The sequence below is a fragment of the Salinicola sp. MIT1003 genome (assembly GCF_001858555.1).
Classification (GTDB): Bacteria; Pseudomonadota; Gammaproteobacteria; order Pseudomonadales; family Halomonadaceae; genus Salinicola; species Salinicola salarius.
The window spans coordinates 80104-106126 of record NZ_MCAP01000005.1 but is presented as its reverse complement, the minus strand read 5'-3'; the positions used below and the strand labels follow the sequence as shown (position 1 = coordinate 106126).

Annotated in this window: 22 protein-coding genes; 10 read left to right on the top strand and 12 right to left on the bottom strand. The window is 62.1% G+C overall.

The window, feature by feature from the left end; translation table 11 throughout:
- The first annotated feature begins 210 nt into the window (after nt 1–210).
- The 6 genes from BC443_RS02815 (at nt 211) to BC443_RS02790 (ending at nt 7022) form a co-directional block, all read left to right on the top strand.
- Nucleotides 211–1509 (top strand): L-fuconate dehydratase, encoded by a 1299-nt coding sequence (locus BC443_RS02815; protein ID WP_071230324.1) that lies wholly within the window; start codon nt 211–213, stop codon nt 1507–1509.
- Nucleotides 1510–1626: 117 nt separating this feature from the next.
- Nucleotides 1627–2727, top strand: coding sequence for a TRAP transporter substrate-binding protein (locus BC443_RS02810; RefSeq protein ID WP_071230323.1), 1101 nt, complete (start codon nt 1627–1629; stop codon nt 2725–2727).
- 64 nt (nt 2728–2791) lie between these two features.
- A complete protein-coding gene (locus BC443_RS02805) occupies nt 2792–3295 on the top strand; it encodes a TRAP transporter small permease (protein WP_071230322.1) in 504 nt (167 codons plus the stop codon).
- Nucleotides 3292–4548, top strand: a complete 1257-nt coding sequence (locus tag BC443_RS02800; protein WP_139284229.1) for a TRAP transporter large permease — start codon at nt 3292–3294, stop codon at nt 4546–4548. Before BC443_RS02805 ends, BC443_RS02800 begins: the two co-directional genes overlap by 4 nt.
- 71 nt (nt 4549–4619) lie before the next feature.
- Nucleotides 4620–6047 (top strand): FAD-binding oxidoreductase, encoded by a 1428-nt coding sequence (locus BC443_RS02795; RefSeq protein ID WP_071230321.1) that lies wholly within the window; start codon nt 4620–4622, stop codon nt 6045–6047.
- A gap of 48 nt (nt 6048–6095) precedes the next feature.
- Nucleotides 6096–7022, top strand: a complete 927-nt coding sequence (locus tag BC443_RS02790; RefSeq protein WP_071230320.1) for an NAD(P)-dependent oxidoreductase — start codon at nt 6096–6098, stop codon at nt 7020–7022.
- A gap of 35 nt (nt 7023–7057) precedes the next feature.
- Here the strand turns inward: BC443_RS02790 and BC443_RS02785 are convergent, their stop codons facing one another.
- Together BC443_RS02785 and BC443_RS02780 are read right to left on the bottom strand one after the other, a co-directional pair.
- Nucleotides 7058–8038 (bottom strand): GntR family transcriptional regulator, encoded by a 981-nt coding sequence (locus BC443_RS02785; RefSeq protein WP_071230319.1) that lies wholly within the window; start codon nt 8036–8038, stop codon nt 7058–7060.
- A 279-nt stretch (nt 8039–8317) separates the two neighbouring features.
- Nucleotides 8318–10033 (bottom strand): DEAD/DEAH box helicase, encoded by a 1716-nt coding sequence (locus tag BC443_RS02780; RefSeq protein WP_071230318.1) that lies wholly within the window; start codon nt 10031–10033, stop codon nt 8318–8320.
- A 485-nt stretch (nt 10034–10518) separates the two neighbouring features.
- Between BC443_RS02780 and BC443_RS02775 the strand changes: the two genes are divergently transcribed.
- Nucleotides 10519–10986 (top strand): YaiI/YqxD family protein, encoded by a 468-nt coding sequence (locus tag BC443_RS02775; protein WP_071230341.1) that lies wholly within the window; start codon nt 10519–10521, stop codon nt 10984–10986.
- Nucleotides 10987–11026: 40 nt separating this feature from the next.
- On the opposite strand, the gene BC443_RS02770 is transcribed toward BC443_RS02775, so the two are convergent.
- The gene (locus tag BC443_RS02770) at nt 11027–12031 is read right to left on the bottom strand and encodes a glutathione S-transferase family protein (RefSeq protein WP_071230317.1); all 1005 of its coding nucleotides are present in this window, start codon (nt 12029–12031) and stop codon (nt 11027–11029) included.
- Between the two features lie 111 nt (nt 12032–12142).
- Nucleotides 12143–13081, bottom strand: coding sequence for a LysR family transcriptional regulator (locus BC443_RS02765; RefSeq protein WP_071230316.1), 939 nt, complete (start codon nt 13079–13081; stop codon nt 12143–12145).
- Between the two features lie 495 nt (nt 13082–13576).
- On the opposite strand from BC443_RS02765, the gene BC443_RS02755 reads away from it, so the two are divergent.
- Both BC443_RS02755 and BC443_RS02750 read left to right on the top strand, forming a co-directional pair.
- Entirely contained in the window at nt 13577–15214 is a 1638-nt protein-coding gene (locus BC443_RS02755; protein WP_348769667.1) for a peptidoglycan DD-metalloendopeptidase family protein, read from the top strand.
- A gap of 326 nt (nt 15215–15540) precedes the next feature.
- Nucleotides 15541–16956: a PhoH family protein gene (locus BC443_RS02750; RefSeq protein ID WP_071230313.1), complete on the top strand. Its 1416-nt coding sequence runs from the start codon at nt 15541–15543 to the stop codon at nt 16954–16956.
- Between the two features lie 79 nt (nt 16957–17035).
- Here the strand turns inward: BC443_RS02750 and BC443_RS02745 are convergent, their stop codons facing one another.
- From BC443_RS02745 to BC443_RS02735, 3 genes are all read right to left on the bottom strand, one after another.
- The gene (locus BC443_RS02745) at nt 17036–17275 is read right to left on the bottom strand and encodes a hypothetical protein (RefSeq protein WP_071230312.1); all 240 of its coding nucleotides are present in this window, start codon (nt 17273–17275) and stop codon (nt 17036–17038) included.
- 136 nt (nt 17276–17411) lie between these two features.
- On the bottom strand, nt 17412–18041 hold the full coding sequence (locus tag BC443_RS02740; RefSeq protein ID WP_071230311.1) for a DUF938 domain-containing protein: 630 nt from the start codon (nt 18039–18041) through the stop codon (nt 17412–17414).
- A 12-nt stretch (nt 18042–18053) separates the two neighbouring features.
- The gene (locus BC443_RS02735) at nt 18054–18719 is read right to left on the bottom strand and encodes an alpha/beta fold hydrolase (protein WP_071230310.1); all 666 of its coding nucleotides are present in this window, start codon (nt 18717–18719) and stop codon (nt 18054–18056) included.
- Nucleotides 18720–18928: 209 nt separating this feature from the next.
- Between BC443_RS02735 and BC443_RS02730 the strand changes: the two genes are divergently transcribed.
- The gene (locus tag BC443_RS02730) at nt 18929–20605 is read left to right on the top strand and encodes a hypothetical protein (RefSeq protein ID WP_083387176.1); all 1677 of its coding nucleotides are present in this window, start codon (nt 18929–18931) and stop codon (nt 20603–20605) included.
- Here BC443_RS02730 and BC443_RS02725 read toward each other — a convergent pair.
- The 5 genes from BC443_RS02725 to BC443_RS02705 form a co-directional block, all read right to left on the bottom strand.
- A complete protein-coding gene (locus BC443_RS02725; RefSeq protein WP_071230309.1) occupies nt 20562–21563 on the bottom strand; it encodes a TerC family protein in 1002 nt (333 codons plus the stop codon). The genes BC443_RS02730 and BC443_RS02725 overlap by 44 nt on opposite strands.
- A gap of 248 nt (nt 21564–21811) precedes the next feature.
- On the bottom strand, nt 21812–22120 hold the full coding sequence (locus BC443_RS02720; RefSeq protein ID WP_071230308.1) for a hypothetical protein: 309 nt from the start codon (nt 22118–22120) through the stop codon (nt 21812–21814).
- Nucleotides 22121–22324: 204 nt separating this feature from the next.
- Nucleotides 22325–22915, bottom strand: a complete 591-nt coding sequence (locus tag BC443_RS02715) for a DNA-3-methyladenine glycosylase I (protein ID WP_071230307.1) — start codon at nt 22913–22915, stop codon at nt 22325–22327.
- A gap of 147 nt (nt 22916–23062) precedes the next feature.
- Nucleotides 23063–24256 carry a formaldehyde dehydrogenase, glutathione-independent gene (gene fdhA, locus BC443_RS02710; RefSeq protein WP_071230306.1) on the bottom strand — a complete coding sequence of 398 codons (1194 nt, stop codon included), beginning with the start codon at nt 24254–24256 and terminating at the stop codon, nt 23063–23065.
- Nucleotides 24257–24611: 355 nt separating this feature from the next.
- A complete protein-coding gene (locus BC443_RS02705; protein WP_071230305.1) occupies nt 24612–25718 on the bottom strand; it encodes a hybrid-cluster NAD(P)-dependent oxidoreductase in 1107 nt (368 codons plus the stop codon).
- Nucleotides 25719–26023 lie beyond the last annotated feature (305 nt).

Here is a 26023-nt window from a genome sequence, read left to right as displayed (position 1 = left end):
AAAAAAGATTGGTCAGCGCCAGCGAGCGCCAATTAGTCTGACGATACATTCCAAAAAGACAGCCAGATTTCATGATTAACTTCCTGAAATAACCGCGCCAATCACGGGCAATCCTACGACTAAAGATATCGAATTGGCGTCCAGTATTTTTCGAAGTATTTCATGGAAACCGTGACAACCTTCATCCATAAGGCAAGGAATCTCGTCAGCATGCCCACGATTCAACGGGTCGAAGTTCAGGACATTCGCTTCCCGACCTCCCGCGAGCTGGACGGGTCGGATGCCATGAATGCCGCGCCGGATTACTCGGCCACCTATGTCATCCTGCATACCGACGCCGACGACGGCATTACCGGCCATGGCCTGACCTTCACCATCGGCCGGGGCAACGAGATCTGCGTCAGGGCAGTGGAATCTCTCGCCTCCCGCCTGGAGGGGCGCTCGCTTTCGGATATCACCGCCGACATGGGCGCCTACTGGCGCGAGCTGACCAGCGGCGACAGTCAGCTGCGCTGGCTGGGGCCGGAAAAGGGCGTCATTCATCTGGCCTGCTCGGCGATGATCAACGCGATCTGGGATCTGTGGGCGAAGCATGAAGGCAAGCCGGTGTGGAAGCTGCTCGCCGACATGACCCCGGAAGCGCTGGTGCGGTGTCTCGACTTTCGCTTCGTTACCGATGCACTGACCCCGGAAGAGGCGATCGGCCTGCTCAAGCGTCGCGAGGCCGGCAAGGCCGAACGCGAAGCCGCACTGCGCGAGCATGGCTATCCGGGCTATACCACCTCGGCTGGCTGGCTCGGCTACTCGGAAGAGAAGATGCGCCAGCTCTGCCGCGATGCCATCGCCGATGGCTGGGACCACTTCAAGCAGAAGGTCGGCGGCGACATCGAGGAGGATCGAAGACGCGCCCGCATCCTGCGCGAAGAGATCGGCGAAGCGCGTCTGCTGATGATGGATGCCAACCAGATGTGGGACGTCGACGAGGCGATCGCCAACATGCGCCGGTTGGCGGAGTTTCGTCCTCACTGGATCGAGGAGCCGACCAGCCCCGACGACGTGCTGGGTCATGCCGAAATCCGCCACCGCCTGGCGCCGATCGGCGTCGCCACCGGCGAGCATTGCCACAACCGGGTGATGTTCAAGCAGCTGTTCCAGGCCGATGCGATCGATTTCTGCCAGCTCGACGCTGCCCGGCTGGGTGGCCTCAACGAAGTGATCGTGGTGCTGCTGATGGCCGCAAAGTACGACATTCCCGTCTGTCCCCATGGCGGCGGCGTGGGCCTGTGCGAATACACCCAGCACATCTCGATGTTCGACTACATCGCGGTTTCCGGCTCGCTGGAAGGCCGTTTGCTCGAATACGTCGACCATCTCCACGAACATTTCGTCGACCCGGTACAAATCCGCCGCGGGCATTACCTGGTGCCGGATGCCCCCGGCTACGGCGTCACCATGAAGGCGGACTCCCTCGCCGCTCATCGATATCCCGATGGCAGCGCCTGGCAATGACGGCGCCGCCGACCCGAGCATTCGGACGCCGCCGAAACCCGCGGCGCCGGACTGCACGTCACTCACGCCATGCACGCCAATTGCGCTATTCACTTCACTAACGTTCTGGAGCTGAAGATGACAACAATCACATCATCGCCTTCCGCCACGCGATCCCGTCGCGCCCGTTCTCCGTTGACCTCGCTGATGGTGGCAACCGTTCTGAGCCTGACCAGCCTGTCGGCCGTCGCCGCCACCGAAATGCCCCCGATTCCGGAGGTCAAGGGCGATGTCGTCAAAGGGGACGGCAACGACTACAGCCTCAAGTTCAATATCGGCCTGACCCAGTCCAGTGCCCAGTATCGCGGTCTGGAATACTTCAAGAAGATCGTCGAGCAGCGTAGTGACGGCCATATCGAGGTGCAGACCTTCCACAGCGCCCAGCTCGGCGACGATCTCCAGTCGGTCAGCGCGCTTCAGGCCGGCACGCTGGAAATGACGGCGCCTTCCACCTCGCCGATGGTGAGCATGTTCCCGCAGTTTGCCGTATTCGACCTGCCGTTCCTGTTCCCGACGCCGGAAATCGCCGACAAGGTGCTCGACGGCGAGATCGGCCAGCAGATGCTGGAGGACGCCTCGACCAAAGGCCTCGTGGCCATCGGCTGGGCCGAGAATGGCTATCGCCAGTTGACCAACAGCAAGCAGCCGGTGGCCTCCCCCTCGGATCTGGATGGCCTCAAGGTTCGCACCATGCAGAACCCGATCCACCTGGACATCTGGCGCACGCTGGGTGCCAATCCGACACCGATGTCTTTCGCCGAGCTGTTCACTGCACTGGAGCAGGGTGTCGTCGACGGTCAGGAAAACCCGTGGATCACCATCGAATCGTCGAAATTCAATGAGGTACAGCCGTACGCCACCGAAACGAATCACGTCTACACGCCTTTCATCACGCTGGTTTCCGAGCGTTTCTGGGACCGTCTGCCGGAGAGCTATCAGCAACTGCTGCGTGAGGCCGCCAAGCAGATGGGCGACTACGAGCGTCATGTCAGCCGCGTCATGAATGACCAGATCAAGCAGGAACTGAAAGACGAAGGCATGCAGATCACCGAGCTGACGCCGGAACAGATCGCGACCTTCCAGGAGGATCTGGCGCCGGTCTACGACGAGTGGCGGGACAAGATTGGCGGCGATCTGATCGACCGTATCCGCGCCGAGTCCCAGGCTCAGTCGAAGTAAGTGCCGATTCGCCGCAGGCGTCACGGACGCCTGCGGCTAGCCCTGCGTGATCATGGAGGTCATGATGAATGCCGACTCCCCCGCCACCCGGGGTCTCCTGGGCTGGCTCCGCCAAACGCTGGAAATCGCTGCCGGGCTGCTCGTGCTCGGTGTGGTCTTCTGCGTCACGGCCAACGTCTTTGGACGCTTCGTCCTCAACTATTCCTACACCTGGGCCGAGGAACTCTCCCGGGTGCTGTTCATCTGGCTGGTGCTGCTGGGCGCAGGCGTAGGCAGTCTCGGCAACGAGCATGTGGCGGTCACCTTCTTCCGCGACAAGGCGCCTGGCGGACTACGCAAGGCTGCCGCTCTGTTGAGCATTGCCATCGTCTACATCGTCTGCATCTGCATTCTGCTGGGGTTCAAGGAAGTGATCTCGGGCTACACCAGCGCCACGCCGATGCTGGGCATTCCCCAGACCTTCCTTTATAGCGCCATGCCAGTGATGGCGATCCTGACGATGATCGCCAACACCATTGCCTTGGTCGAATTGATCAGAGGCGCCCCGTTCCGGAGCAAGACATCATGATTCTATGGAGCATTCTGATAGGGCTTGCCATCTGTATCGTCATCGGCATGCCGATCTCGTTCGGTCTCGCGGCCATCAGCCTGTTCATCTTCTTCGAATCCGGCTATGCGCTGTCGCCGATCGTGTCGCAGGCCGTCAACGGGCTGGACTCCTTTCCTCTTCTGGCGATTCCCTTGTTCATTCTGGTCGGGGAAGTGATGAGCGCGGGCGGTATCGCCACTCGACTGGTCCGTCTCGCCAGCGCCCTGGTCGGTTTCGTCGCCGGTGGCCTCGGCCAGGTGGCAGTGCTCACGTCAATGTTCTTCGGCGGCATCAGCGGCTCCGCCGTGGCCGATGCCTCCGCCGTCGGCAGCATGATGATCGAGCCGATGAAGCAGCATCGCTACAGTGCGCCAATGGCAACGGCCATCGTGGTTGCCGCTTCGGTAGTGGGCATCATCATTCCGCCGTCGATCCCGATGATCCTGTTTGGCGTGGTCACCAACACCTCGATTTCACAGCTGTTCATGGCGGGGATCGTGCCCGGCATCCTGATCACGCTGGGGCTGGCGGCCACTACCTACGTACAATCGCGCAAGAACGGGCGCGGCCAGCCGTTCTCGGTGCCTGAGCTGTTCGCGGCATTGAAGGAGGCCTTGCTGGCGCTGCTGTTGCCGGTCATCATCGTCGGGGGCATTCTCTCCGGCGTGTTCACACCGACCGAGAGCGCGGCGATCGCCCTGGTCTACGCCTTCGTGGTGTCGTTCTTCATCTATCGCAGCCTGACATTGAAGCGCTTCTTCGAGCTTTGCATCGCTACCGGCAAGCTCACCGGCGTCGTGATGCTGCTGCTGGCGTTCGCCAGCGTGCTGGCCTGGCTGCTGACCGCCAACATGATTCCGCAGCAACTGGTGGTCAGCCTGTCGGCCATCACCGAGAACCAGTTCCTGCTGCTGCTGATTCTGACCGGATTCCTGCTGGTGGTCGGCTTCTTCATGGACCTGACCCCGGCGATGGTCATTCTGGCCCCGCTAATGACGCCGGTGGTGGTCAAGCTGGGGGTCGATCCGGTCTATTTCGGCGTGCTGATGTCGTTCGTGCTGGGGATCGGCCTGATCACGCCACCGGTGGGAACGGTGCTCTATGTCGGCTGCGGCGTGGGCAAGGTCGGCATGGAGAGCCTGGTGAAGAGCCTGCTGCCCTTCTATTTCACGCTGATCGCGCTGCTGGCGCTGTTCCTGCTCTTCCCCCAGATCGTGCTGTGGTATCGCTGAGGCCAGGTGATTTCGATGATGCTGAATGATTTCGACGATGTCCCCTTCGATGATCTCTGGAGAGGTGGTTCATGACCCCGCAGGCTGCACTGCTCGACGATCTGGCTACCCTACTGGGCAAGGGCGGGCTGCTGACCGAGGCCGACGACATGGAGCGCTATCGCGTCGACTGGCCAGGCCATCATGGCGCCGAGCCGCTGGCCGTCGCCCGCCCCTCGACGACGCGCCAGGTGGCCGATGTGGTCGGCTACTGCCATCGCCACGACATCCCGCTGGTGCCACAGGGCGGCCACAGTGGGCTGGTCGGCGGCGCACTGCCGGATGCGGATCATCCGGAGCTGGTCGTCAGCCTCGAGCGCATGGCAGCGATTCGCCATGTCGATCCCATCAACTTCACCATGAGCGTCGATGGCGGCTGCATTCTGCAATCGGTCAAGGATGCCGCCGAGGCGGCCGACTGTGACTTTCCGCTCTCGCTGGGAGCTCAGGGCAGTTGCCAGATCGGCGGCAATGTCTCGACCAACGCCGGCGGCCTCAATGTGCTGCGCTACGGCATGATGCGGCAACTGGTGCTGGGGCTGGAGGTCGTGCTGCCGGACGGGCGTATCTACAACGGCATGAAGGCGCTGCACAAGAACAATACCGGCTACGATCTGAAGCAGCTGTTCATCGGCGCCGAGGGCACGCTCGGCATCGTTACCGGTGCAGTCCTCAAGCTGTTTCCCCGCCCTCAGGTCAGCCGCACGGCGCTACTGGCGTGTCCGAACGTGGACGCGGTGCTGGAGCTCTACGCGCTGGCGAGACGCAGTTGCTGCGATCTGCTGACCGCGTTCGAACTGGTGCCGCGCACCTGTCTCGAACTGGCGATGGAGGCAGCCCCCGATCTGCGCGATCCGCTCGATGCCCCGGCACCGGTCTATGTGCTGATGGAGGTCGCCGCCAGCGGGCCGCTGGACCTCGACGCCATGATCGAGACGCTCTTCGAACGCGGATTCGAAGCGGGCGCCCTCACCGATGGCGTGCTCGCCGCCAGTGAAGCCCAGGCCCGGAATCTCTGGCACATTCGCGAGGCGATGCTGGAGGGGCAGCGCAATCGCGGCGAGCACCTGCGCACGGATGTCTCGATACCCATCTCCTCGCTGAGCGCCTTCCATCAGTGCGCTTCCGAGGAGATCCAGGCGCTATGTCCGCAGGCGACGATCATCGCCTACGGCCATATCGGCGATGGCAACCTGCATTTCAACATTCTGCCGCCGCCCGGGCTGGGGGCCGACGAGCGTTCGACGCTGCTGCACGAGCTGGAGGAGCGGCTATTCGAGATCGTCGACGACTTCGACGGCAGCATCAGCGCCGAGCACGGTATTGGCCGCTTCAAGCAGAGCGCCTTCATGGAGATGCTGTCGGAGCCGGAATACGACATCATGCGGGGACTCAAGCATCTGCTGGACCCCCGCGGCCTGATGTCGCCCGGTCGCATTCTTCCCCGCCCCGCCGAATGACGCGCCGGGTTCGGATCCGGCGCTCGATCCCGTTCAGGAAGCTTTGTCATGCCCCATTCCCACACACGTTCGGACCGTCACGCCCACCCCGATAGCCGGAGCGTTGCCGTCATCGGCACCGGCATCATGGGCGCGCCCATGGCCAGCCGTCTGGCGGCGGCGGGCCATCGCGTACGCGCCTGGAATCGCTCGCCGGACAAACTGGTTCCGTTGCAGCGCGCCGGCGTGGAAGCGTCCGGTTCTCCGGTGGCCGCCGCCCGCGACGCCGATGTCGTCATCGTCATGCTGAGCGCCGGGCCGGTCTGTGACGAGATTCTGCTGGGCGAGGATGGCGTCATCGCCAAGATGTCGCCCGACAGCAGCCTGATCGTGATGAGCTCGATTCCCGTGGATACCGCCCGGCACCAGGCGGAGATCGCGAACCGCCACGGCGTCGGCTACCTGGACGCCCCGGTCTCCGGCGGCGAGCGCGGCGCCATCGATGGCACGCTGGCGATCATGGCCGGCGGCGAGGCGGACGCGTTCGAACGCTGCCGGGCCTTGCTGGCGAACCTCGGCCGCCCGACCCATGTCGGCCCTGCCGGGAGCGGCCAGCTTGCCAAGCTCGCCAATCAGATGATCGTCGCGAACACGATCGCCACGGTGGCGGAAGCGCTGCTGCTGGTGGAACGTGGCGGCGCCGATCCCGCACAGGTGCGTGAGGCGCTGATGGGCGGCTTCGCGGATTCGACGATCCTCAAGATGCACGGCCAGCGCATGCTCGAACGAGATTTTGCCCCCGGCGGTCCTGCCAAGTGGCAATACAAGGATACCCAGACGGCGATGGCAGAGATGACCCGCCTGGGACTGGACCTTCCGGTCAGCATCCAGGCCGATGCGCTGTTCGGCGACATGCTGGGCCACGGCGATGGCGAACTGGACCACAGCGCGCTGATCCGGGAACTCCGCCGTCGTAATGGCATGGCCGTCGACTGACATTGGCGGGCGCCCGCCCGCTTGTGGGCTTCGGCTCAGCGCTGGCTGAGCCAGCGCAGATAGCCCGGTGCCTCCAGCTCGCCGGAATGGCGGAAGTTGGCCAGGCGCTCCTGGACCAGCGACTCCGAGGCCTCGAGATGTTGATGCAATGCCGAGCCGGCCAGCGCGGGGCGGCGTGACTGCATGGCTTCGAATACCTGTCGATGCGCGTCAAAGAATGGATCGCCCGGTGGCAATTCGATCTCTCCGCCCAGCAAGTGCTTGCTGATCAGCAGGATTGGCCGCGTGCGCTGCAGCATGATCAGGATCTCGGCATTGCCGCCATGCTCCAGGGCCTCGTGATGCAGGTCGTTTTCCAACGCATCGAGCTGACTGGCCTGAACCTCGGGATATCGGGTCTGCGCCTGATCCAACCTGTCGAGATAGCGGCGGATCGCGGCGTCGGGAATCCGGTCGCAGGCGCGCGCGATCATGAACGGCTCCAGCTGTCGTCGGGCATCGTAGAGCTGATGCAGCCGTGCGTCGTCCAGCGGCACCACGTTCCAGCTGCTGTACTTGATCTTCTCGACTACCCCCAGCGACTGCAGTTGCAGCAGGATGCGATACGTCGTGGCACGGCTCACGTCCAGCGACTTGGCCAGTTGCAGCTCGTTGAGCTCGAGACGCCCTTTCATCGAGCAGAGCACGATATCGTGTTCGACCTTTTCCGCCAGAGCGCGCCAGGAGTCCGTGCGCTTGACCGAAGCCCGCCCGCCTGCCGCACGAAAATCGGCGGCGGTCAGCGAGCGGCGCACGATCGTGTGCGGATCGCGTCCCACCAGAAACCCCCGCCCCTCGAAGCGGCTGATGGTACCCTCCTGATGTAAACGCCCCAGAGTCTGGCGCACCGGGGAGCGGCTCATGCCGAAGATTTCAGCGATGTTGCCTTCGAGCAGTACCAACCCCGGCTCCAGGTGTCCGCTCGCCATGCTGCGCAGCAGCGCATCGTATAACTGGTCCTTGAGTGTCTTGGCCATCGACTCATTTCCGCGACGTAACAGGATCGAATCGGGACATGCCACGATTCAGCGATAACGAGTATTGCATACAAAGTTCGTCACTGACTGCCCGACATAGGGACTATGTCCTCGCCTGGCTTGTTTACTTGGTTCGTTTACCTGGCTTGTTTTACCTGCAGGGCGACCGATCAGCGATGTGCGAGCGACAGGCAAAATAAAACGCCGCCCACTTTATGTGGGCGGCGTCTCGATACTACCAGGGGGCTGGGCCCCGCTAACGGATCAGTCGTCGGCAGTTCAAGCGCGAGAGCGTCGAACCGGCGCATCGCCATCGCTGCGACGACGCGGTGCACGCTCGGGCGCGCCCTGATCTTCAGAGATCTCCAGCGGACGGCCGCCGACGCGGGCCCGTGACATCTTGGCCAGAATCGAGGGCGGCAGACCACTCGGCAGCTCGACCACGGAGAAGGCGTTACGGATATCGATACGACCGATGCGGCCCCCTTCGATGCCACCTTCATTGGCCAGAGCACCGACCAGTTGGCCCGGCTTGACGCCATCCTTGTGGCCTACCGAGACGCGGTAGCGAGTCATGCCTTCACGCGGCGTGCTCTCGCGGCGGCGCGGCGCGCGTTCACGACCGCTATCGCGACCGCCATCACGGCCATTGTCGCGGCGCGACGGCGAGCTGGTGATACGTCCGATCGGCGCTTCACCGGCTCGCGCCAGCGTGGCCAATGCCGCCGCCAGATCGATCGGGTCATGACCTTCCTCGACCAGCTTCTCGATCAGCGCACGCTGATGATCGGCACCGGCTTCGAGCATCTCGCGCAGTCGCGCACTGAAACGGTCGTCGCGGTGGGCACGAATGGCCGCTTCGTCGGGCAGCGGCATCTCGGTCATGGCCTGGCCGGTCGCCTGCTCGACCCAGCGCACCTTGCGGGTTTCACGACCGCCGGCAAAGGTGATGGCGACACCGTCACGACCGGCACGGCCGGTACGACCGATGCGGTGAATATAGGCTTCGGAGTCCTGCGGGAGGTCATAGTTGACCACGTGCGTGATACGCGGCACGTCGAGACCACGAGCCGCGACGTCGGTCGCGACCAGCACGTCGACCTTGCCACGCTTGAGACGGGTCACGGTGCGCTCACGCAGGCTCTGGTCGAGATCGCCCGAGAGACCGGCGGCGTTGACGCCACGAGCGGTGAGCTGCTCCACCAGCGTGGTACAGGCAGCACGCGTACGCACGAACACGATAGCCGCGTCGACCGTTTCGACTTCGAGGATACGCGCCAGTGCTTCCAGCTTGCTGGGGCCTTCGACACGCACCACGCGCTGTTCGATGTTCTCGCCGGTGCTGACCTTGGATTCGATGGTCACCTTGACCGGATCGACCAGGTAGCGGTTGACGATACGCTCGATCTCGCTCGGCAGCGTAGCCGAGAAGAACACCCGCTGGGCATCTTTCGGCGTGTCCGATACCACACGCTTGACGTCGTCGATGAAGCCCATGCGCAGCATTTCGTCGGCTTCGTCGAGAACCAGCGCCGAAAGACCATCGAGCTTGAGACTGCCACGATCCAGGTGATCGATGATTCGACCGGGCGTTCCCACGACGACCTGCGCCCCCCGCTTCAGCGCGGTCAACTGCTCACGATAATCCTGACCGCCACAAAGGGTGGCGATTTCCAGCCCTTTCAGATTCTGGCCATACTTGGAGAAAGACACGGCGACCTGCTGCGCCAGTTCCCGCGTCGGAGCCAGCACCAGGACTTGCGGTTCACGCCGACCGAGGTCGAGCCGGCTCAGCAACGGCAGCGCGAACGCCGCAGTCTTGCCGGTGCCGGTTTGCGCCTGGCCCAGCATGTCGCGACCTTCCAGCAGCGCAGGGATCGTCTGCGTCTGGATCGGTGAAGGAGTTTCATAGCCCAGGGTTTCGAGGGCAGTCAGTACTTCCGGCAATAGCGCCAGATCGCCAAAGCTAGGCGAAACAGTAACAGTCGAGGTCATTTCACACCTTGGAGTGGCCGGTAGGCACCGGCGAAAATGTCATGGCATCGGTGGCGTGATCACCACGGAATGCCGGTCGCACCTGGCATTGCGCTTGTCGCCCCGCGGATGACGGGAGCGATAGCATATGTGGCGACCTTGATGCGCCCGGTTGCTTGAAACATCAACCGATCTAGGCGCTCCATCGTTGCATCCGGACGCGAAAAACGGCTTGGCCGCGCGTCATGTACGAGATACGTCCGGTGCTGGGCATCGATTCACAAGTCGATGGCGTCGATTACAGACATATCGGCAGGATGGTGGGGTCAACACATGCGAGGAAGCGCTACTATACCATCGGCGTAGGCGTTTCGCCACCCGAACGTAAAAATCCTACAGAAAGGGTCGCCAACGGAACCCCGAATGAAGCTCTGAGCCGAACGCCGTAGACTGAACGCCCTTTGATGTTTTCTATCTTCAACACGAACACGCCGAGCCTTCCCGCCATGCCGACACCCAAGCCCACCCTGTGGATCGATGCCGACGCCTGCCCCCGCGTCGCTCGCGACATCATCATTCGGGCCGCCGAACGCACCCGCACCCAGACCTGGATGGTCGCCAATCATGCGCTACCGTTACCGCCATCGGCCTGGGTCAAATCGCGAATGGTGGCCCATGGACTCGATGCCGCGGACAACGCGATCGTCGAGGCTGTCGCGACCGGCGACCTGGTCATCACCAGCGATCTGCCGCTGGCGCAGGAAGTGATCGAACGTGGCGCCGAGGTCATGACCACCCGCGGCGAAAGCCTGAGTATCGACAATATCAAGGCGCGAGTGCAGATGCGGGACTTCATGGAGACGCTGCGCGCCAGCGGCGAACATACCCAGGGGCCCAACGCCTATACCGATGGTGATCGCCGGGAGTTCGCCAACGCGCTGGATCGCTGGCTGCAACGCCATGCCCGTGGCTGACACGGCCACTGCCAGCGCGTAGTAGGTCGTGAACCGGCTCTCATTCGGCGCCGCGAATCCCCTGCCCGGACAGTTGCCCACGGTCATGCGGCGCATCCAGCGCCAGCGACGGCCCCAACGGAACGATCCGGGTCGGATTGATCGTCGGGTGACTATAATAGTAGTGGCGCTTGATGTGGTCGAAGTCCACCGTCTCCGCGATGCCCGGCCACTGATATAGCTCGCGCAGATAATTCGACAGGTTCGGAAAGTCGGCGATGCGCTGGCGATTGCACTTGAAGTGCCCATGGTAGACCGCATCGAAGCGTACCAGCGTCGTGAACAGCCGGATATCGGCCTCGGTCAACCACTCACCCGCCAGATACCGCTGGCTCTCGAGCCGCGCTTCCAGACGGTCGAGACAGTCGAACAGCGCCACGAAATGCTTCTCGTATACCGCCTGCTCGGTTGCGAAGCCGGTCTTGTAGACGCCGTTGTTGACGTTGTCGTAGACGTCCGCATTGACCTCGTCGATGACGTCACGCAGGTCGTCGGGATAGAAATCCAGACGGTTGCCGGTCAATTCATCGAATGCCGAGTTGAGCATCCGCAGGATCTCTGCCGATTCGTTGTTGACGATGCGCCGCTGTTGCCGGTCCCATAACGCAGGCACCGTCACCCGGCCGGTGTAGCGAGGGTCGGTCAAGGTATAGAGCTGGTGATGGTAGTCGACATGGTTGACCTCATCGCCGCTCGATCCCTCGTCCACCCGATAGCTCCAGCCCTGGTCGAGCATCAACGGACTGGTATGGGAGACGCCGATCTCCGCCTCCAACCCCTTGAGCTTGCGCATGATCAGCGTGCGGTGCGCCCACGGACAGGCCAGCGATACGTAGAGATGATAACGTCCTCTTTCCACCGCAAGCCCTGGCTGCCCTTGCGGCCCCGGCTCGCCGGCAGGCGTGATCCAGTCACGCAGCTTGGCGGACTCGCGCACGAATTCGCCGCCGTGGCTCTTGGTGTCATACCACTGGTCTCGCCATTCTCCGTCGACAAGCAATCCCATGAGTCTCTCCTGTCAATGCCAGTGCGCGCCGTTCGGTGACGCGTGCCGTTAGATGCCGAATGGCTGACAGGATAGACCTCTTCGGTCAGAGATCGAGCGTAATAACTCGGCTCATTCGTTCGGCTGCATCGATGCATTCGAGTTCTGCGGCCGGGCATCCTGTGGGCAGGTAGCGACTACGCTGGCCATCAGCGCCTCGGCCAGGGCACGCGTCGCCGGGCCGGCGCCATCGATGTCACGATGCACGAGCTGCAGCGATACCCGGCGCACGCCACCTGCGCGCAACGGCAGCGCCTTCAGTCGCCCCTGGTCCAGCGCCGCGCGAATCCGCGTTTCCGGCACCCAGGCAAAGCCCAGCCCCCGCTCCAGCATGTCGATCGATGTCGATAGGTGCCCCAGCGTCCAGCGCTGCTCGGCCTTCAGCCAGCCTGCATCGAGCCGGTGACGCACTGCAGAATCGCGAATGACCAGTTGCCGGTGCCGTTCCAGATCGCGCAAATCCAGCTCGCGCTCAAGCTGATGCAAGGGATGCCGGGGATGCGCCACCGCGATGAAAGGCACGTCGACGATGGATTGCCCCAGGAAGCCCTGGGCGCTGACCCCCGAAATGACGAGGTCGGCATGCCCCTCATACAACATTTCGACAGCACCATTGAGGACGGTCTCCTGCAACTGAACGCGCACGTGCGGGAACGCGTCCGAGAACCGTGTCAACGCCTCGGCCAGCGCATCTGCCGGAAAGACCTGATCCACGGCCAAGGTGACTTCCGCCTCGAGCCCGCCGGCGAGACGCTCGGCCACGTCTTCCAGCGAAGCAGCGTTCTCGATCAATTGCCGCGCTCGGCGCAGCAGGAGGGTTCCTGCCTCGGTAAGCACGACCTGGCGTCCCTTGGGCTCGAAAAGCGCCACCCCCAGCTGCTCCTCGATCTTGTGGATCGCGTGATTGAGCGTCGACGGGCTTCGATGAATCACTTCTGCGGCCTTGGCAAATCCACCGTTATCGGCTACCGCCGCCAGCATTTGCCACTGCAGCAACGTCACTTTCGGCACAACACTCTCCCGTTAGCCTCGAACCTTCATGCGCAGAAGAAATGCCTGAAAGCCCAGCTTTTCTTCGATTCGGTATTTTGCCGCCAGATTAAGCGTCAGCGCCATGATCGTGACTGACCTGTGGTTACGTTGCCGAAAAATCGCTCTACTCCTGGCAATCTTCTGGATCAATAAAATCCCTACAAACCTTTTACAGATGAAGATTCGGCTGGAAAACAGCGCTTTATCATGCACCATGATGGTGCAAAGCTATGCACCACTACCTTACATAACCTTACGCTCGGCAACTCTCGTCCCCACACTTTCAGCTGATGCCTCAATCTCGCCAAGGCCCCGTGAGCCGCGGCCTCAGGCACTGTACTTAAATACAGACTAGGCAATTAACACCAGCTTAGGGTATGGTTCCCCGGCCTTTATTTAAATTTGTCATCCTTTTTTATCCGGGCCCCCATTTTCATGCTGCGAATATTTCATTCGCTACCCCGCACGCACAAAGTGTTATTGCTTCCGGTCGCCACCATGGTCACCGTGCTGGGTACGCAAAAAATCATGGGCGTTTTCGGCGATGCCGACGACGTACAACAGCAAACTCCACTCGCGACGACGACCATTTCTCAATCGATCGTCAATTCGGCCACCCGGAAAGAGGCGGCAGAACCCGCCTATTCCTTCGGCGATTTAACGAAAGACATTCCCCTGGCTCAACTCAAGCCGCTGGAGGTAATGCAGGTCGATTTCATCTCCGAAGCGCAGGCTGACGAAGGCTCGACGACGCCTTCGCAGGCGCAGACGATCTCCCCCATCATCAAGCCGGCGATCGAGCCCGACGTCAAACAGGTAGCAATGCAGCTGCCTGCGAAAGACGTACAAACCGCATCCGACGACGATGACAGCGACATCGGGGGCACGTCTTACGAAGACTGGTCGTTCGACAATACGATGGACCCCTCCGGCGATACCGAGCTGGGTGACGAGATCGCTTCCAGGGAAACCTACGTTCCGGAATGGCAGAGTTATACCATTCAAAGCGGCGACTCCTTCGCTTTGACTGCCGAAAGAACGCTGGGTCTCGCGTACAGCGACGTGATGCAGATCCTCAACACCGTACCGGATCAGAAGGTTCTGACCCGTTGGCGTGTCGGCAATAGCTTCGACTACAAGCTCGACGAGAACGGCCAGCTGTTGGCACTGCGCGTGATGAAGGATCCTCGTGAGGGTTACCTGATCCAGCGCGACGATGAATCGGCCGACTTTGCCTATTCACCGATCGAGAAAGCCGGTGAAGCCGCTCAGCGCATGTTCAGCGGCACGGTCAATGGCTCGTTCGCACTATCGGCTCAATCGACGGGGCTCTCCAACGCGGAGGTCTCCGAGCTCACCAATGTGCTGTCCAAGAAGCTCGATTTCCGTCGCGACGCACGGGCCGGCGATCGGTTCCGGGTACTGGTAGAGTCCGACATGATCGACGGGCACCCTCTGGATTCCAAGGTGCTAGCTGCGGAATACGAGGGCGAGCGCATGAATCTGACGGTGCTTCGCAACAGCGCCGACGACCATTTCTACACCCCGGATGGCAACAGCCTCGACCCGGCTTTCAACCGTTACCCTTTCCAGGGTCATTACCGCATCAGCTCCTCGTTCAACCTGCGTCGGCATCACCCGGTCACCGGGCGCATCAGCCCGCATAAAGGCACCGACTTCGCGATGCGCAGCGGCACGCCCGTCGACGCGCCGGCCGATGGTGTCGTCGAACGCGTGGTCAACCACCCCATTGCCGGTCGTTACATTACCATTCGGCACAATAACGGTTATGTGACTCGCTTCCTTCACTTGAGCAAGGCCCTGGTCAAACCCGGCGAACACGTCAAGATGGGCGAGAAGATCGCGCTCTCGGGCAGCACCGGTCGCGTTACCGGCCCTCACCTGCACTACGAGGTACTGGTCAACAATCACCAGGTCGATGCCATGCGCGTGAAACTGCCGGAATCCCAGAGCCTGCGTGGCGATGCCCTCGCCGCCTTCAAGCGCGAATCGGAAAATCTGCTGGCCAAGCTGGATCGGCGGAGTGAAAACGAACCGGCTATCGCGCAGGTGGAAGTCAAGAAAGGCGACGACGCCGACGACAACACCTGAGATTACGGGTCTCCCGTTCATCGAGCCCTGCTTCGGCAGGGCTTTTTCGTTGCTGCCGTCTGGCTCTCCCTCGCCAGCGCAGGGATAGGTGCCGGCCGCCAGGAGATCACGCGACCGGTTTTTGTTGCGGATGTGAGAAAAGGGAGTAGCGCTTTCGGCGTCGTGGGGCCATTCTGATAACGACTTCATCCGTCAGAGAGGTAAAGCCGAGACAGTCTTTACGTTCCAACGATAGTGGCACTGACGGAGTGAGTCGGGCGACATCGAGCTGTCACCGCACTCTGTCAGGGTCGAGAAGCCTTGAACTCACAGGAGTGCTTTTGCCGATGGTGCGAATCGACAAGAAAGCGAACAGGCTCTACGTACTGGACACCAATGTCCTGATCCACGACCCAACAGCCCTCTACCACTTCGAAGAGCATGACGTCGTCATTCCGATGACGGTGCTCGAGGAGCTCGACAAACACAAGAACGGCATGCGCGAGATCGCGCGCACGGCCCGACAAATCAGCCGTACCCTATCCGACCTCACCGCTCACGTTACCCCCCAGGAGATCCAGCAAGGCATCCCCATTCCTCGCGTGACCGGCGGCTCTGCCGGCCGCCTGCGTTTCCTCTGCTACCGAGACCTGGCGCCGCTGGAGACACTGGAAAACTCGCCGGACAACCGCATCCTCGCCGAAACCTGCCGGCTCCGCGATGAACGGCCGGATGCCTCGGTCATCCTGGTGACCAAGGACATCAACCTGCGAGTCAAGGCCACGGCACTCAACGTGCCGGTCGAAGACTATCTCAATGACAAGGCGTTCGATGACCTCGACGCGATGATCGAAGGCGCAAAGGTCTACGCCGACGCAGGCCGCGACGGTCGCAGTCTGTGGGAGTCGCTGGACGTCGAAGTCATGGTCGAACGCGCCGACGGTCACACCTTCTACCACCTGGAAGGCCGCATTCCCGAGGACTGGCATGTGGGAATGCTCGTTTCCGACAGCGACAACGGCGCGGAATTCGAAGCCATCGTGCGCAGCCACGGACCCAGCAAGGCGACGCTGCAATTGCTGACCAACTACCGGCATCACGGCGGCGTCTGGGGCGTGCATGCCCACGACAGCCGTCAGAACTTCGCCCTCAACCTGTTGATGGACCCCACCATCGACTTCCTCACCCTCGCGGGTAGCGCGGGCACCGGAAAGACCTTCATGACGCTGGCGGCTGCGCTGCAGCAGACGCTGGATGGCAAGCAGTTCGAACGTATCGTCTTCACGCGGGCGCCCATTCCGATGGGAGAGGATATCGGCTTCCTGCCGGGCACCGAGGAAGAGAAGATGTCGCCGTGGATGGGCGCCTTCCACGACAACATGGACAACCTGCTACGTGACGAGCGTGAGGGCTCGTCCAGCTGGAACGATGGCGCGACCCGCCAGCTGATCGGCTCGCGCGTGCAGATCCGCTCACCCACGTTCATGCGCGGACGCACGCTGAACGACACTTTCCTGATCATCGACGAGGCTCAGAACTTCACGCCCAAGCAACTCAAATCCCTGATCACGCGTGCCGGGCGCAATACCAAGATCGTCTGCCTGGGTAACGTCGGCCAGATCGATACGCCCTATCTCACGGCCAATACCTGCGGTATGGCCGCAGTGGTGGAACGCTTTCGCGACTGGCCCCATGCCGGTCACATCACCCTGAAGAGCGTCGAGCGCTCGAGGCTTGCCCTGGCGGCGGAAGAACTGCTCTAGATCCATTCCTTTTGAAACCCAGACGCAAACGCCCCGGCCAAGCCGGGGCATTTGTGTTCGACACTCACCGCATCGCGCTTCAATAGTCGTCTTCGGAAGGCTTCTTGTTGTTCATGACGTCTTCGATCAACTGCTCGGATTCGCTGCGCGGCGTCTCTGCCATGATCCGCTCGGCCTCTTCCCAGGAGCAGACCTCCGCGTTGCAGGAGGTGCAATAGACATGGTCGTCCGCGGATTTGGCCTGGGAAACCTTCATCATGTGATTGCCACAATTGGGGCACCCCTTGGGCATACGAAACTCTTCGGAAAAATCTGACATGGCGTCACTCCTTGTCGGCCACTGAATGTCGTGTTGAAAATGTCTGTGCTGAGTGTAGTCGAGTTGCGGGTGCCTGCGGCGATATCTTCCTGACGCGTCAGGAAATCGAAGCGAGCTCAGCACCGCAGACGACGCATCAGCGCCGCCAGACGATACAAAGATTGTTGGCCGGCAATTCATGGGTCGCCTCGCACCTCAGCCCATTGTCGCCGGCCAAGGCCTCGACCGCTTCGAGATCGCGAACGCCCCACCGTGAATCTCGCGAGCGCAGGTCTGCATCGAACGCGGCATTGCTGGGCGCAGTGTGCTTGCCATGGCGCCGGAAAGGCCCGTAAACCACCAGCACGCCACCCGCCGGAAGTCGCCGGCCAGCCTCGGCAAACAGCGCTTCGCTCGCATCCCAGGGCGAAATGTGCAACAGATTGATGCAGACGATCGCGACAAGATCCGGCAGCACCGGCCACTGCTCGGTGACATCGAGACAGACAGGCGCCGCCAGATTGCCCAGCGCCTCGGCTTCGCGCCAGGCCGCGATCGATGCCAGCGCCGTCTCGCTGGGGTCCGAAGGCTGCCAGCAGAGTGGCGCCAGATGGCGGGCAAAGTGGACCGCGTGCTCGCCGCTGCCGCTGGCGATTTCCAGCACCCGCCCCGTCTGAGGCAACGCTGATCGCAACACGGCCAGGATCGGCTCCCGATTGCGCCGGGCCGAGGGGCTGGACAGGCGCCGATCGGCTCCCTCGCGCTCGAGGCTATCCATGCTGTTCATGGCGAACTCCGATCATCCCAGCGTCGCGGTCAACCAGGCCGCGATGTCCTGTGCCTGCTCCGGGCAGAGGCTATGCCCCATTTCGTAGGTCCGGTAATTGACCGGATACCCCAGCGCCTCGACCTTTTCCGCGCCTTCCCGACCCAGCGATTCCGGGACGACCGGATCGGCCGAGCCATGATGGACTTCGATGGGAAGGCGACGATTGGCCTCTGCCAGTTCGATGCTGTCGGCCGTGGCGAAGTAGGTCGACAGCGCCAGCAGGCCTGCCAGTGGCTTCGGATAGGAGAGCGCCGCCTCGTAAGCCACCGCCCCGCCCTGGGAAAAGCCGGCGATCACGATGCGACGGCTGTCGATGCCGGCGGCGATCTGTTCGTCGATCAACCCGTGGACCCGCCTGGCCGATGTCCGCAGCTGCTCGACATCGACCCGCCGCCCCAGATTCATCTCGAGAATGTCGTACCACGCCGGCATCGTCATGCCGCCGTTGACGGTGACCGGCAGTTGCGGCGCGTGGGGCAGCACGAAGCGAACGGCCAGGGAATCGGGTAACCCCAGCGCCGGTATCAGCGGCTCGAAATCATGACCGTCCGCCCCCAACCCATGAAGCAGAATGACGCAGGCATCGGCTTGTCGCCCATTCGCCGGCTCAATGATCAATTCTTGCGCAGATGCCATATTGGATCGTCCTCGTCGCCCCGGTTTGGATTCAAGATTCTCACCGCCCAGTTTAACGTGCCATCCGAAAGCTTGTCCGCTGCGTAGTTCGATGAGTAAGTTCGATGAGTAAGTTCGATGGGCAAGTTCGATGAACTGGCACAGCGCCTCATCCCACCCTGACGGACCGATGCTATGCTGAATCGCCGGACCCGACTCAAGGACGAGCCATGATGTCTTTTCTCGACCGGGCGCCTCGCTGGTGCCTGGTGCTGGCCCTGCTGTCGCTCAATGTCTTGCTGCTGACGCCGGAACTGCTCTGGGCCGGGTTCCCGCCACGGCACTGGATCGCACTCGAAGCACCGCTGGTCGTCGGGCTGCTGGCGCTGTTGCCGCCCACTCCCTGGCGACGCTGGATCGCCGGCCTGGTGGCCTTTGCAGCGCTGGCGATCGTGCTCGGTGCTGCCGGCGATGCCCTGACTCAGACCATGCAGGGGCGGTCGCTGAACGTCTATACCGACATCAAGCTGATCCCCATTCTGATCGAGCTGGTCGTGACCAATCTTGGCCTGCCGCTGGCAATCGCCGGCCTGCTGGTCATTGGCCTGGCTCTGCTCGCCCTTGGCCTCGTGTTGGCGAAACTGCTGCAGGGCTTTCATGGCCGCAACACGTCGCGCGGGTTCGCGCTGTTGCTGATTCTGCTGGGAGGTGCGGGACTGGCCCGCATCGACGCCATGCACCGCGACGAGACGACGGGACTGACAGCCAGGATCGGCCATCCCGCAGTGAGCTTCGTGGCCTTCGAATGGCAGCGTGCACGGGAGACTCGCCAGGCAATGGCGGCATTCGGCCGCCAGCTGTACGAAGACGACCTCGCCTACGCCGGGCCCGAAGGACAGCCACTGCCGGGACTGGCCGATACCGACGTCATCCTGAGCTTCATCGAATCCTACGGCGTCGCCGCCATCGAGCGCGCACCGTTCGAGGCCGAGATTCAGCCACGCCTCGGCAAGGTCGAAAGCCAGCTCGCCGACGCCGGCCTCTCGGTCGTCACCGGGCGCGTCACCGCCGCCACGCTGGGCGGGCAGTCCTGGCTCAATCACGCCACCTTCACCAGCGGCCTGCCGGTCACGTCCCAGTTGCGCTTCGAGCTGATGATCAACAGCCCGCATTCGACTCTGATCGACGATTTCAAGGCTACCGGGCACGACACCATCGCCCTCATGCCGGGCATCATCCGGGAGTGGCCGGAAGGCGATCTCTACGGTTACGACGACATCCACACCTCGGAAAGCATGGGCTATCGCGGGCCTGCGATGGGCTGGGCAAGCATGCCGGACCAGTTCACCTGGCAACGGGTCGAGGACTACGTCCTGTCACGCCATGACGATCCGACCTTCACCGAGTTGGCCACGCTCTCGAGCCACGCCCCGTGGTCGCCGGTGATCGATGTGATCGATGACTGGACGTCGATCGGCGACGGCCGGGTTTTCGATCGTTGGGAAGGTGCGGGCGAGGATTACGCCACGCTGTGGCAGGACACGGCGGCAATGCGCCGAAACTACGCCCCGGCGATCGACTATGCGCTACAGGCCGCCAGCGGCTTTGCCCGCCGCTACCTGGGCCAGGACAGCAGCAGGAACCGGACGCTGCTAATGGTGCTCGGCGATCACCAGGCTGCACCGGCGATCATTGGCGACAACCCCGGCCGGGACGTGCCGCTGCATGTCATCAGCGACGATCCGACGTTGCTCCGAGGGTTCATCGACAACGGTTTCCGGCCCGGCATGTTCCCGCCCGGGCCGGATGCCGCGATTCCCATGGAGGGGATGCGCGGCCTGCTGCACCGGCTCTACGGCAACCTTACTCCTGATGAGACGGCGCCGACTTCAGGTTACGGCTCTTGATCAGACTGGCCACGGTGGTGATGACCAGGGTGCCGAGGATGATCGTCATCGACAGCCAGATCGGGATCTCCGGCACCAGGTGCAGCGGCTGACCACCGTTGATGAACGGCAGGCTGTTGGTGTGCATCGCCTCAATGATCAGCTTGACGCCGATGAAGGCCAGAATGAACGACAGTCCCAGGCTGAGATAGACCAGACGCGTCAACAGACCGCCGAGCAGGAAGTACAGCTGAAGCAGCCCCAGCAAGGCGAAGGCGTTGGTCGTGAAGACGATATAGGGCTCCTTGGTCAGCCCGTAGATCGCGGGAATCGAATCCAGCGCGAACAGTACGTCGGTCATTCCCAGTGCCACCACCACCATGAACAGTGGCGTCACCAGACGCTTGCCGTTCTTGACCGTCAGCAGGCGATCGCTGTCGAACTCATCGGTAGCCGGCAGACGTTTCTGAATCCAGCGCACGATGGCATTGGGTTCGTACTCCTCGTTCTCGTCATGGCCGCCCGTGCCCTCGCGCACCAGCTGGATCGCGGTGTAGAGCAGAAACAGTCCGAACAGATAGAACACCCAACTGAACTGCGCGATGGCCGCAGCGCCGACGGCGATGAAGATGCCACGCAGGACCAGCGCAATCACGATGCCTATCAGCAGCGCCTTCTGCTGGTAGGCGCGCGGCACCGCGAACTTGGCCATGATGATCAGGAAAACGAAGAGATTATCGACCGACAGGCTCTTCTCGGTGATGAAACCCGCGAAATACTCGGCGCCGTGCTGCGCGCCCCAGACCCACCACAGACCGCCACCAAAAACCGCTGCCAAGGCGATAAAGAAGACCGACCACCAGGCCGCTTCCTTGAAGGAGGGATCGTGGGGCTTACGCACATGGGCGTAGAAATCGAAGATGAATAGTGCGGCAATGCCGGCGACAGTCGCCAGCCAGACCCAGACGGGTACGTGCATAGAGAAACCTCCGGTAGACGGTGAACGTCACCGAAAGTCTCTCCCGTCACTCTGATTGCCCCTGTCCGAGTCAGGACATGGCTGACAGAGCGACCAATAGCGCCGGGGCATGTGGCCCGTGCTGACGACGCTATCGTCGGGGAGGATCGACGATCCTGCCCGTGGGATACTCCCCTTCCGTGCTGAGCGCATTGTGTCTTGAAGCCGGCAATGGCACAAGACCTGCCGACAAGTCAGACGACGGGCGGTCAATGCTGCTCGCCAGTGCTCTCCGCTGGTGGGGTTGCTTTCTCTTCCTGCCGAGTGCCCTTCATGAGTTGTTCCCGGGCGGAGGGCGAACCGGAATCGCCAGCATCGACATCATCGCTGGTCTGATCATCTTCGCTGCTCATTTCGTATTGCGACGTCGCTCCCTGATTCTGACCCTCGATCGTGTCCGCCTGCATGTCGGGATCTTGGCCCTCGGCGCTCTGGCTGTCCTTGTCATCCGACTGTGCCATGGCGCCGGTGGAGAGAAGCGCAATGGCAACAAGAGAAACGAACTGGGAAACGCGCATGATATGACTCCTTCCAGGTGTGGTCTGCCTTCCAGGGCAACGTCGCTGCCATCGGCAGCGCCGGAAAGCCCCGGCTTCCTGACACCTAGCTGGTATAGAAGCCATTACTTCGCACGGCAAACACATTGATCGGCAGGCTTTAACCTGCCGGAAAGGCCCGATGTTCACCCGCGGATATCCCTCTTTTTCGATTCAGTCACTTGGTCATGCCATCGCCTCCACAAGCTCGCGCCGATGGCACCCATCGGCGTGATCGTTGACCATGCCGACGGCCTGCATCCAGGCATAGACGATCACCGGCCCGACGAACTTGAAACCGCGCTTCTTGAGCGCCTTGGACATCTCCAGGGAAAGCGGCGTCTGGGTGGGAACGGGGCCGTCGCTTTCAAAAGAGCGCTGGATGGGCTTGCCGCCGACCATGCCCCAGAGAAATTCGGAGAAGTCTTCGCCGTTGTCGTGCATGGCGAGATAGGCACGGGCATTGCCGATGGTCGCTTCGATCTTGGCACGCGAACGAATGATGCCGGCGTTGCCCATCAGTCGCTCGACATCGTTGTCGTCGAAGCGGGCGACCCGCTCGGGGTCGAAGCCCTCGAAAGCTTCCCGGAAGGCATCGCGCTTCTTGAGAATGGTCAGCCAGGAAAGGCCGGCCTGAAAGCCGTCGAGTATCAGCTTTTCCCACAGCGCGCGGCTGTCGTACTCGGGAACGCCCCACTCCTCGTCGTGGTACTCGGCATTCAGCGGATGGGTCTGCGCCCAGGCACATCGTTCGAGATGGGGGATCGGCTCATTCATCGTCGGCTCTCGTGGGTCTCTTGGAATCGTGTCCGATTGTGACCCGTTCGAACTGGCTCGCCAAATACCGATGAGCCGACACCGCTCAAAAACGGTGCCGGCTGCTTTTCATCGCGCACCGAAATCGGTGCTGGTCGTGGCTCGTGGCTATTTGAGCGTCCCGTGCGGATCGATCACGAATTTCTTGGCCGCGCCCCCATCGAAGGCGGCATAGCCTTGCGGCGCTTCGTCCAACGAAATGGTCTGGACGTTCACGGCACGGCCGATCTGCACCTTGTCGTGAAGGATCGCCTGCATCAATTGGCGCTGGTAGCGCATTGCCGGTGTCTGCCCGGTGTGAAACGACATCGCCTTGGCCCAGCCGAGGCCGAACTTCATCGAAAGATTGCCTTGCTTCGCGTCCTCGCTCTCCGCGCCGGGATCCTCGGTCACGTAGAGCCCCGGAATCCCGACCCGGCCACCGGCCTGGGTAATCTCCATGGCGGCATTGAGCACCGTCGCCGGCTGTTCATGCGCATGGTTATGGCCGTGGCAGTTGGCCTCGAAGCCCACCGCATCCACCGCGGCGTCGACTTCGGGAACGCCCAGCACGGACTCGATCAGCTCGGACATGCTGGCGTCCTGCTTGAGATCGAGCCCGACACAACCGAAGCTTCGCGCCTGCTCCAGACGCTTGTCGTTCATGTCGCCGACGATCACGCAGGCGGCACCCAGCAGTTGCGCGGAAACCGCGGCAGCCAGCCCGACCGGACCTGCACCGGCGATATAGACTGTCGATCCCGGCTGGACGCCAGCCGTCACGCAACCATGGAAACCGGTGGGGAAGATATCCGAGAGCATGGTGAGATCGAGGATCTTCTCCATCGCCTGCTCCCGGTCGGGGAAGACCAGCAGTTGGAAATCGGCATAAGGCACCATCACGTATTCGGCCTGGCCGCCGACCCAGCCGCCCATGTCGACGTACCCATAGGCACCGCCAGCACGGTCACCGTTGACGTTGAGACAGATATGAGTATCGCCACGCTTGCAGTTGCGGCAGCGGCCGCAGGCGACGTTGAACGGGACCGAAACGATGTCGCCGACCTTGATGAATTCGACGTCGCGACCGCATTCGATCACCTCGCCAGTGATTTCGTGACCCAGCACCATGCCCTCGGGCGCCGTGGTTCGACCACGCACCATGTGCTGGTCGCTGCCGCAGATGTTGGTCGTCACGACCTTGAGGATGACGCCGTGATGGCATTGGCGGCTACCGAGGGCCAGCTCGGGGAAGGGAATACTTTCGACGGCGACCTTGCCGGCGCCGCGAAAGACGACGCCGCGATTGGCGGGTGAAGACATGGCGTAAACTCCTGTGACTGATCTTTGGATGCCCTCTCGATGGCCGCTCGAATCATGGTCTCTCTCATCACGGTCTTTCGAGGAAGGCATGCCGTAGCCAGCGTAAGAGCGCTCGTCGCTCCGAGGCTTTCTCGTTGCGCCATCGGGTGACGCAACGACGACAGTGCCAGCATCCAATAGTCGAAATCGCGAGCGGAAAAAACCGCATTGCCCCCGCGGAAAGCTCGCAATTTCTTCTAGCCCGTAGCCCGTAGCCCGTAGCCCGTAGACCGCAGCCCGTAGCCCGTAGCCCGTAGCCAACGATTTGCTCTTCTTTCAGCTTGGAGCTTATGGCTTACCGCGCCGGCACAACGGGTCAAAAATCGATCACGACCTTGCCTCTCGGCTTCGAGCAACAGGAGAGAATGAAACCTTCGGCTTCGTCTTCCTCGGTGATGCCGCCGTTGTGCTCCATCTCGACCTCGCCTTCCAGCTTCATCACGCGGCAGGTGCCGCAGATGCCCATGCCGCAGGCCTTGGGAATATGCAGGCCGAGCTTGGCCGCCGCCGAGTGGATCGTGTCGTTCTCGCTGACGCGGATACTCTTGCCGCTGCCGGTGAACTCCACCGGCATCAGCGTCGCCGTATCGACCTCTTCGGCGTCGGCTTCGGCCTGCTCAGCCAGTTCCAGCACGTCCTCCTGGACGCTCAGCGGCGTCGCGCCGAAGGACTCCTGGTGGTAGCGCGACATGTCGAAGCCGTCTTCCAGCAGCACCTGACGCACCGCCTTCATGAAAGGTGTCGGTCCGCAGCAGAATACCTCCCGCTCGAGATAGTCCGGCGCCATCAACGTCAGCATCTGCCGCGTCAGGTAGCCCCGGAATCCGGACCAGGCCTGGCTGAGCTCGTCGCTGCGCTCGCAGACGATATGCAGGCGGAACTCCGGCAGGCGCGAGAACATGTGCACCAGTTCACGGTGATAGATGATGTCGTTGGGCGCCTGAGCGCAATGGATGAACTCCAGGTCGACGGCGGCATTGGTATCGAAGAACCAGCGCGTCATCGACATCAACGGCGTGATCCCGACCCCTCCCGATAGCATCAACACTTTCTCCGCCGGGTGATCGATGACGTTGAAATCACCGACTGGCCCGTGAACGACCATCGGGTCGCCGACCTTGAGATTGTCATGGAGCCAGTTCGAAACCTGGCCACCCGGCAGGCGCTTGACCGTGATCGAGAAGCTGTAGGGTATCGAGGGTGAACTGGAAATCGTGTAGGAGCGCATCACCGGCTGCCCGGCGATCTCCAGTTCCAGCGTGACGAACTGCCCCGGCTTGAAGAAGAACATCACCGGCTGGTCGGCCATGAAACAGAACGTCCGCACGTTCCAGGTTTCCTGAATGACCTTGACGCACCGCACCTGATGGCGGCCGTTGGTCCAGGTTTGCGTATTGACCGGATTGAAGAATTGCATCGTCACCGCGCTCGATCGGAGGAAGATGGCGCTGGCGAGACGACATCGGCCCGCACCGCCGCTTCCGGTGAATTATCCTCATGAGCGGATTCTGCGCACGCCGAGGCCGGCCGACTTGCCCATCAGCGACACAGGCATGCCAACCAACCCCAGCCGCCACCAAAACCTCGATGCAGAAACGAAAACTTACCTATCGTGACGCCCACGCAGTGCCATCGGCACTCCGGTATCGACCGGTGATGCCGCAGTGAGCATTTGTACCTGCCGGTCGGCCTGACATCGACGAATGTCGCGGGTGGACAATCTCATGG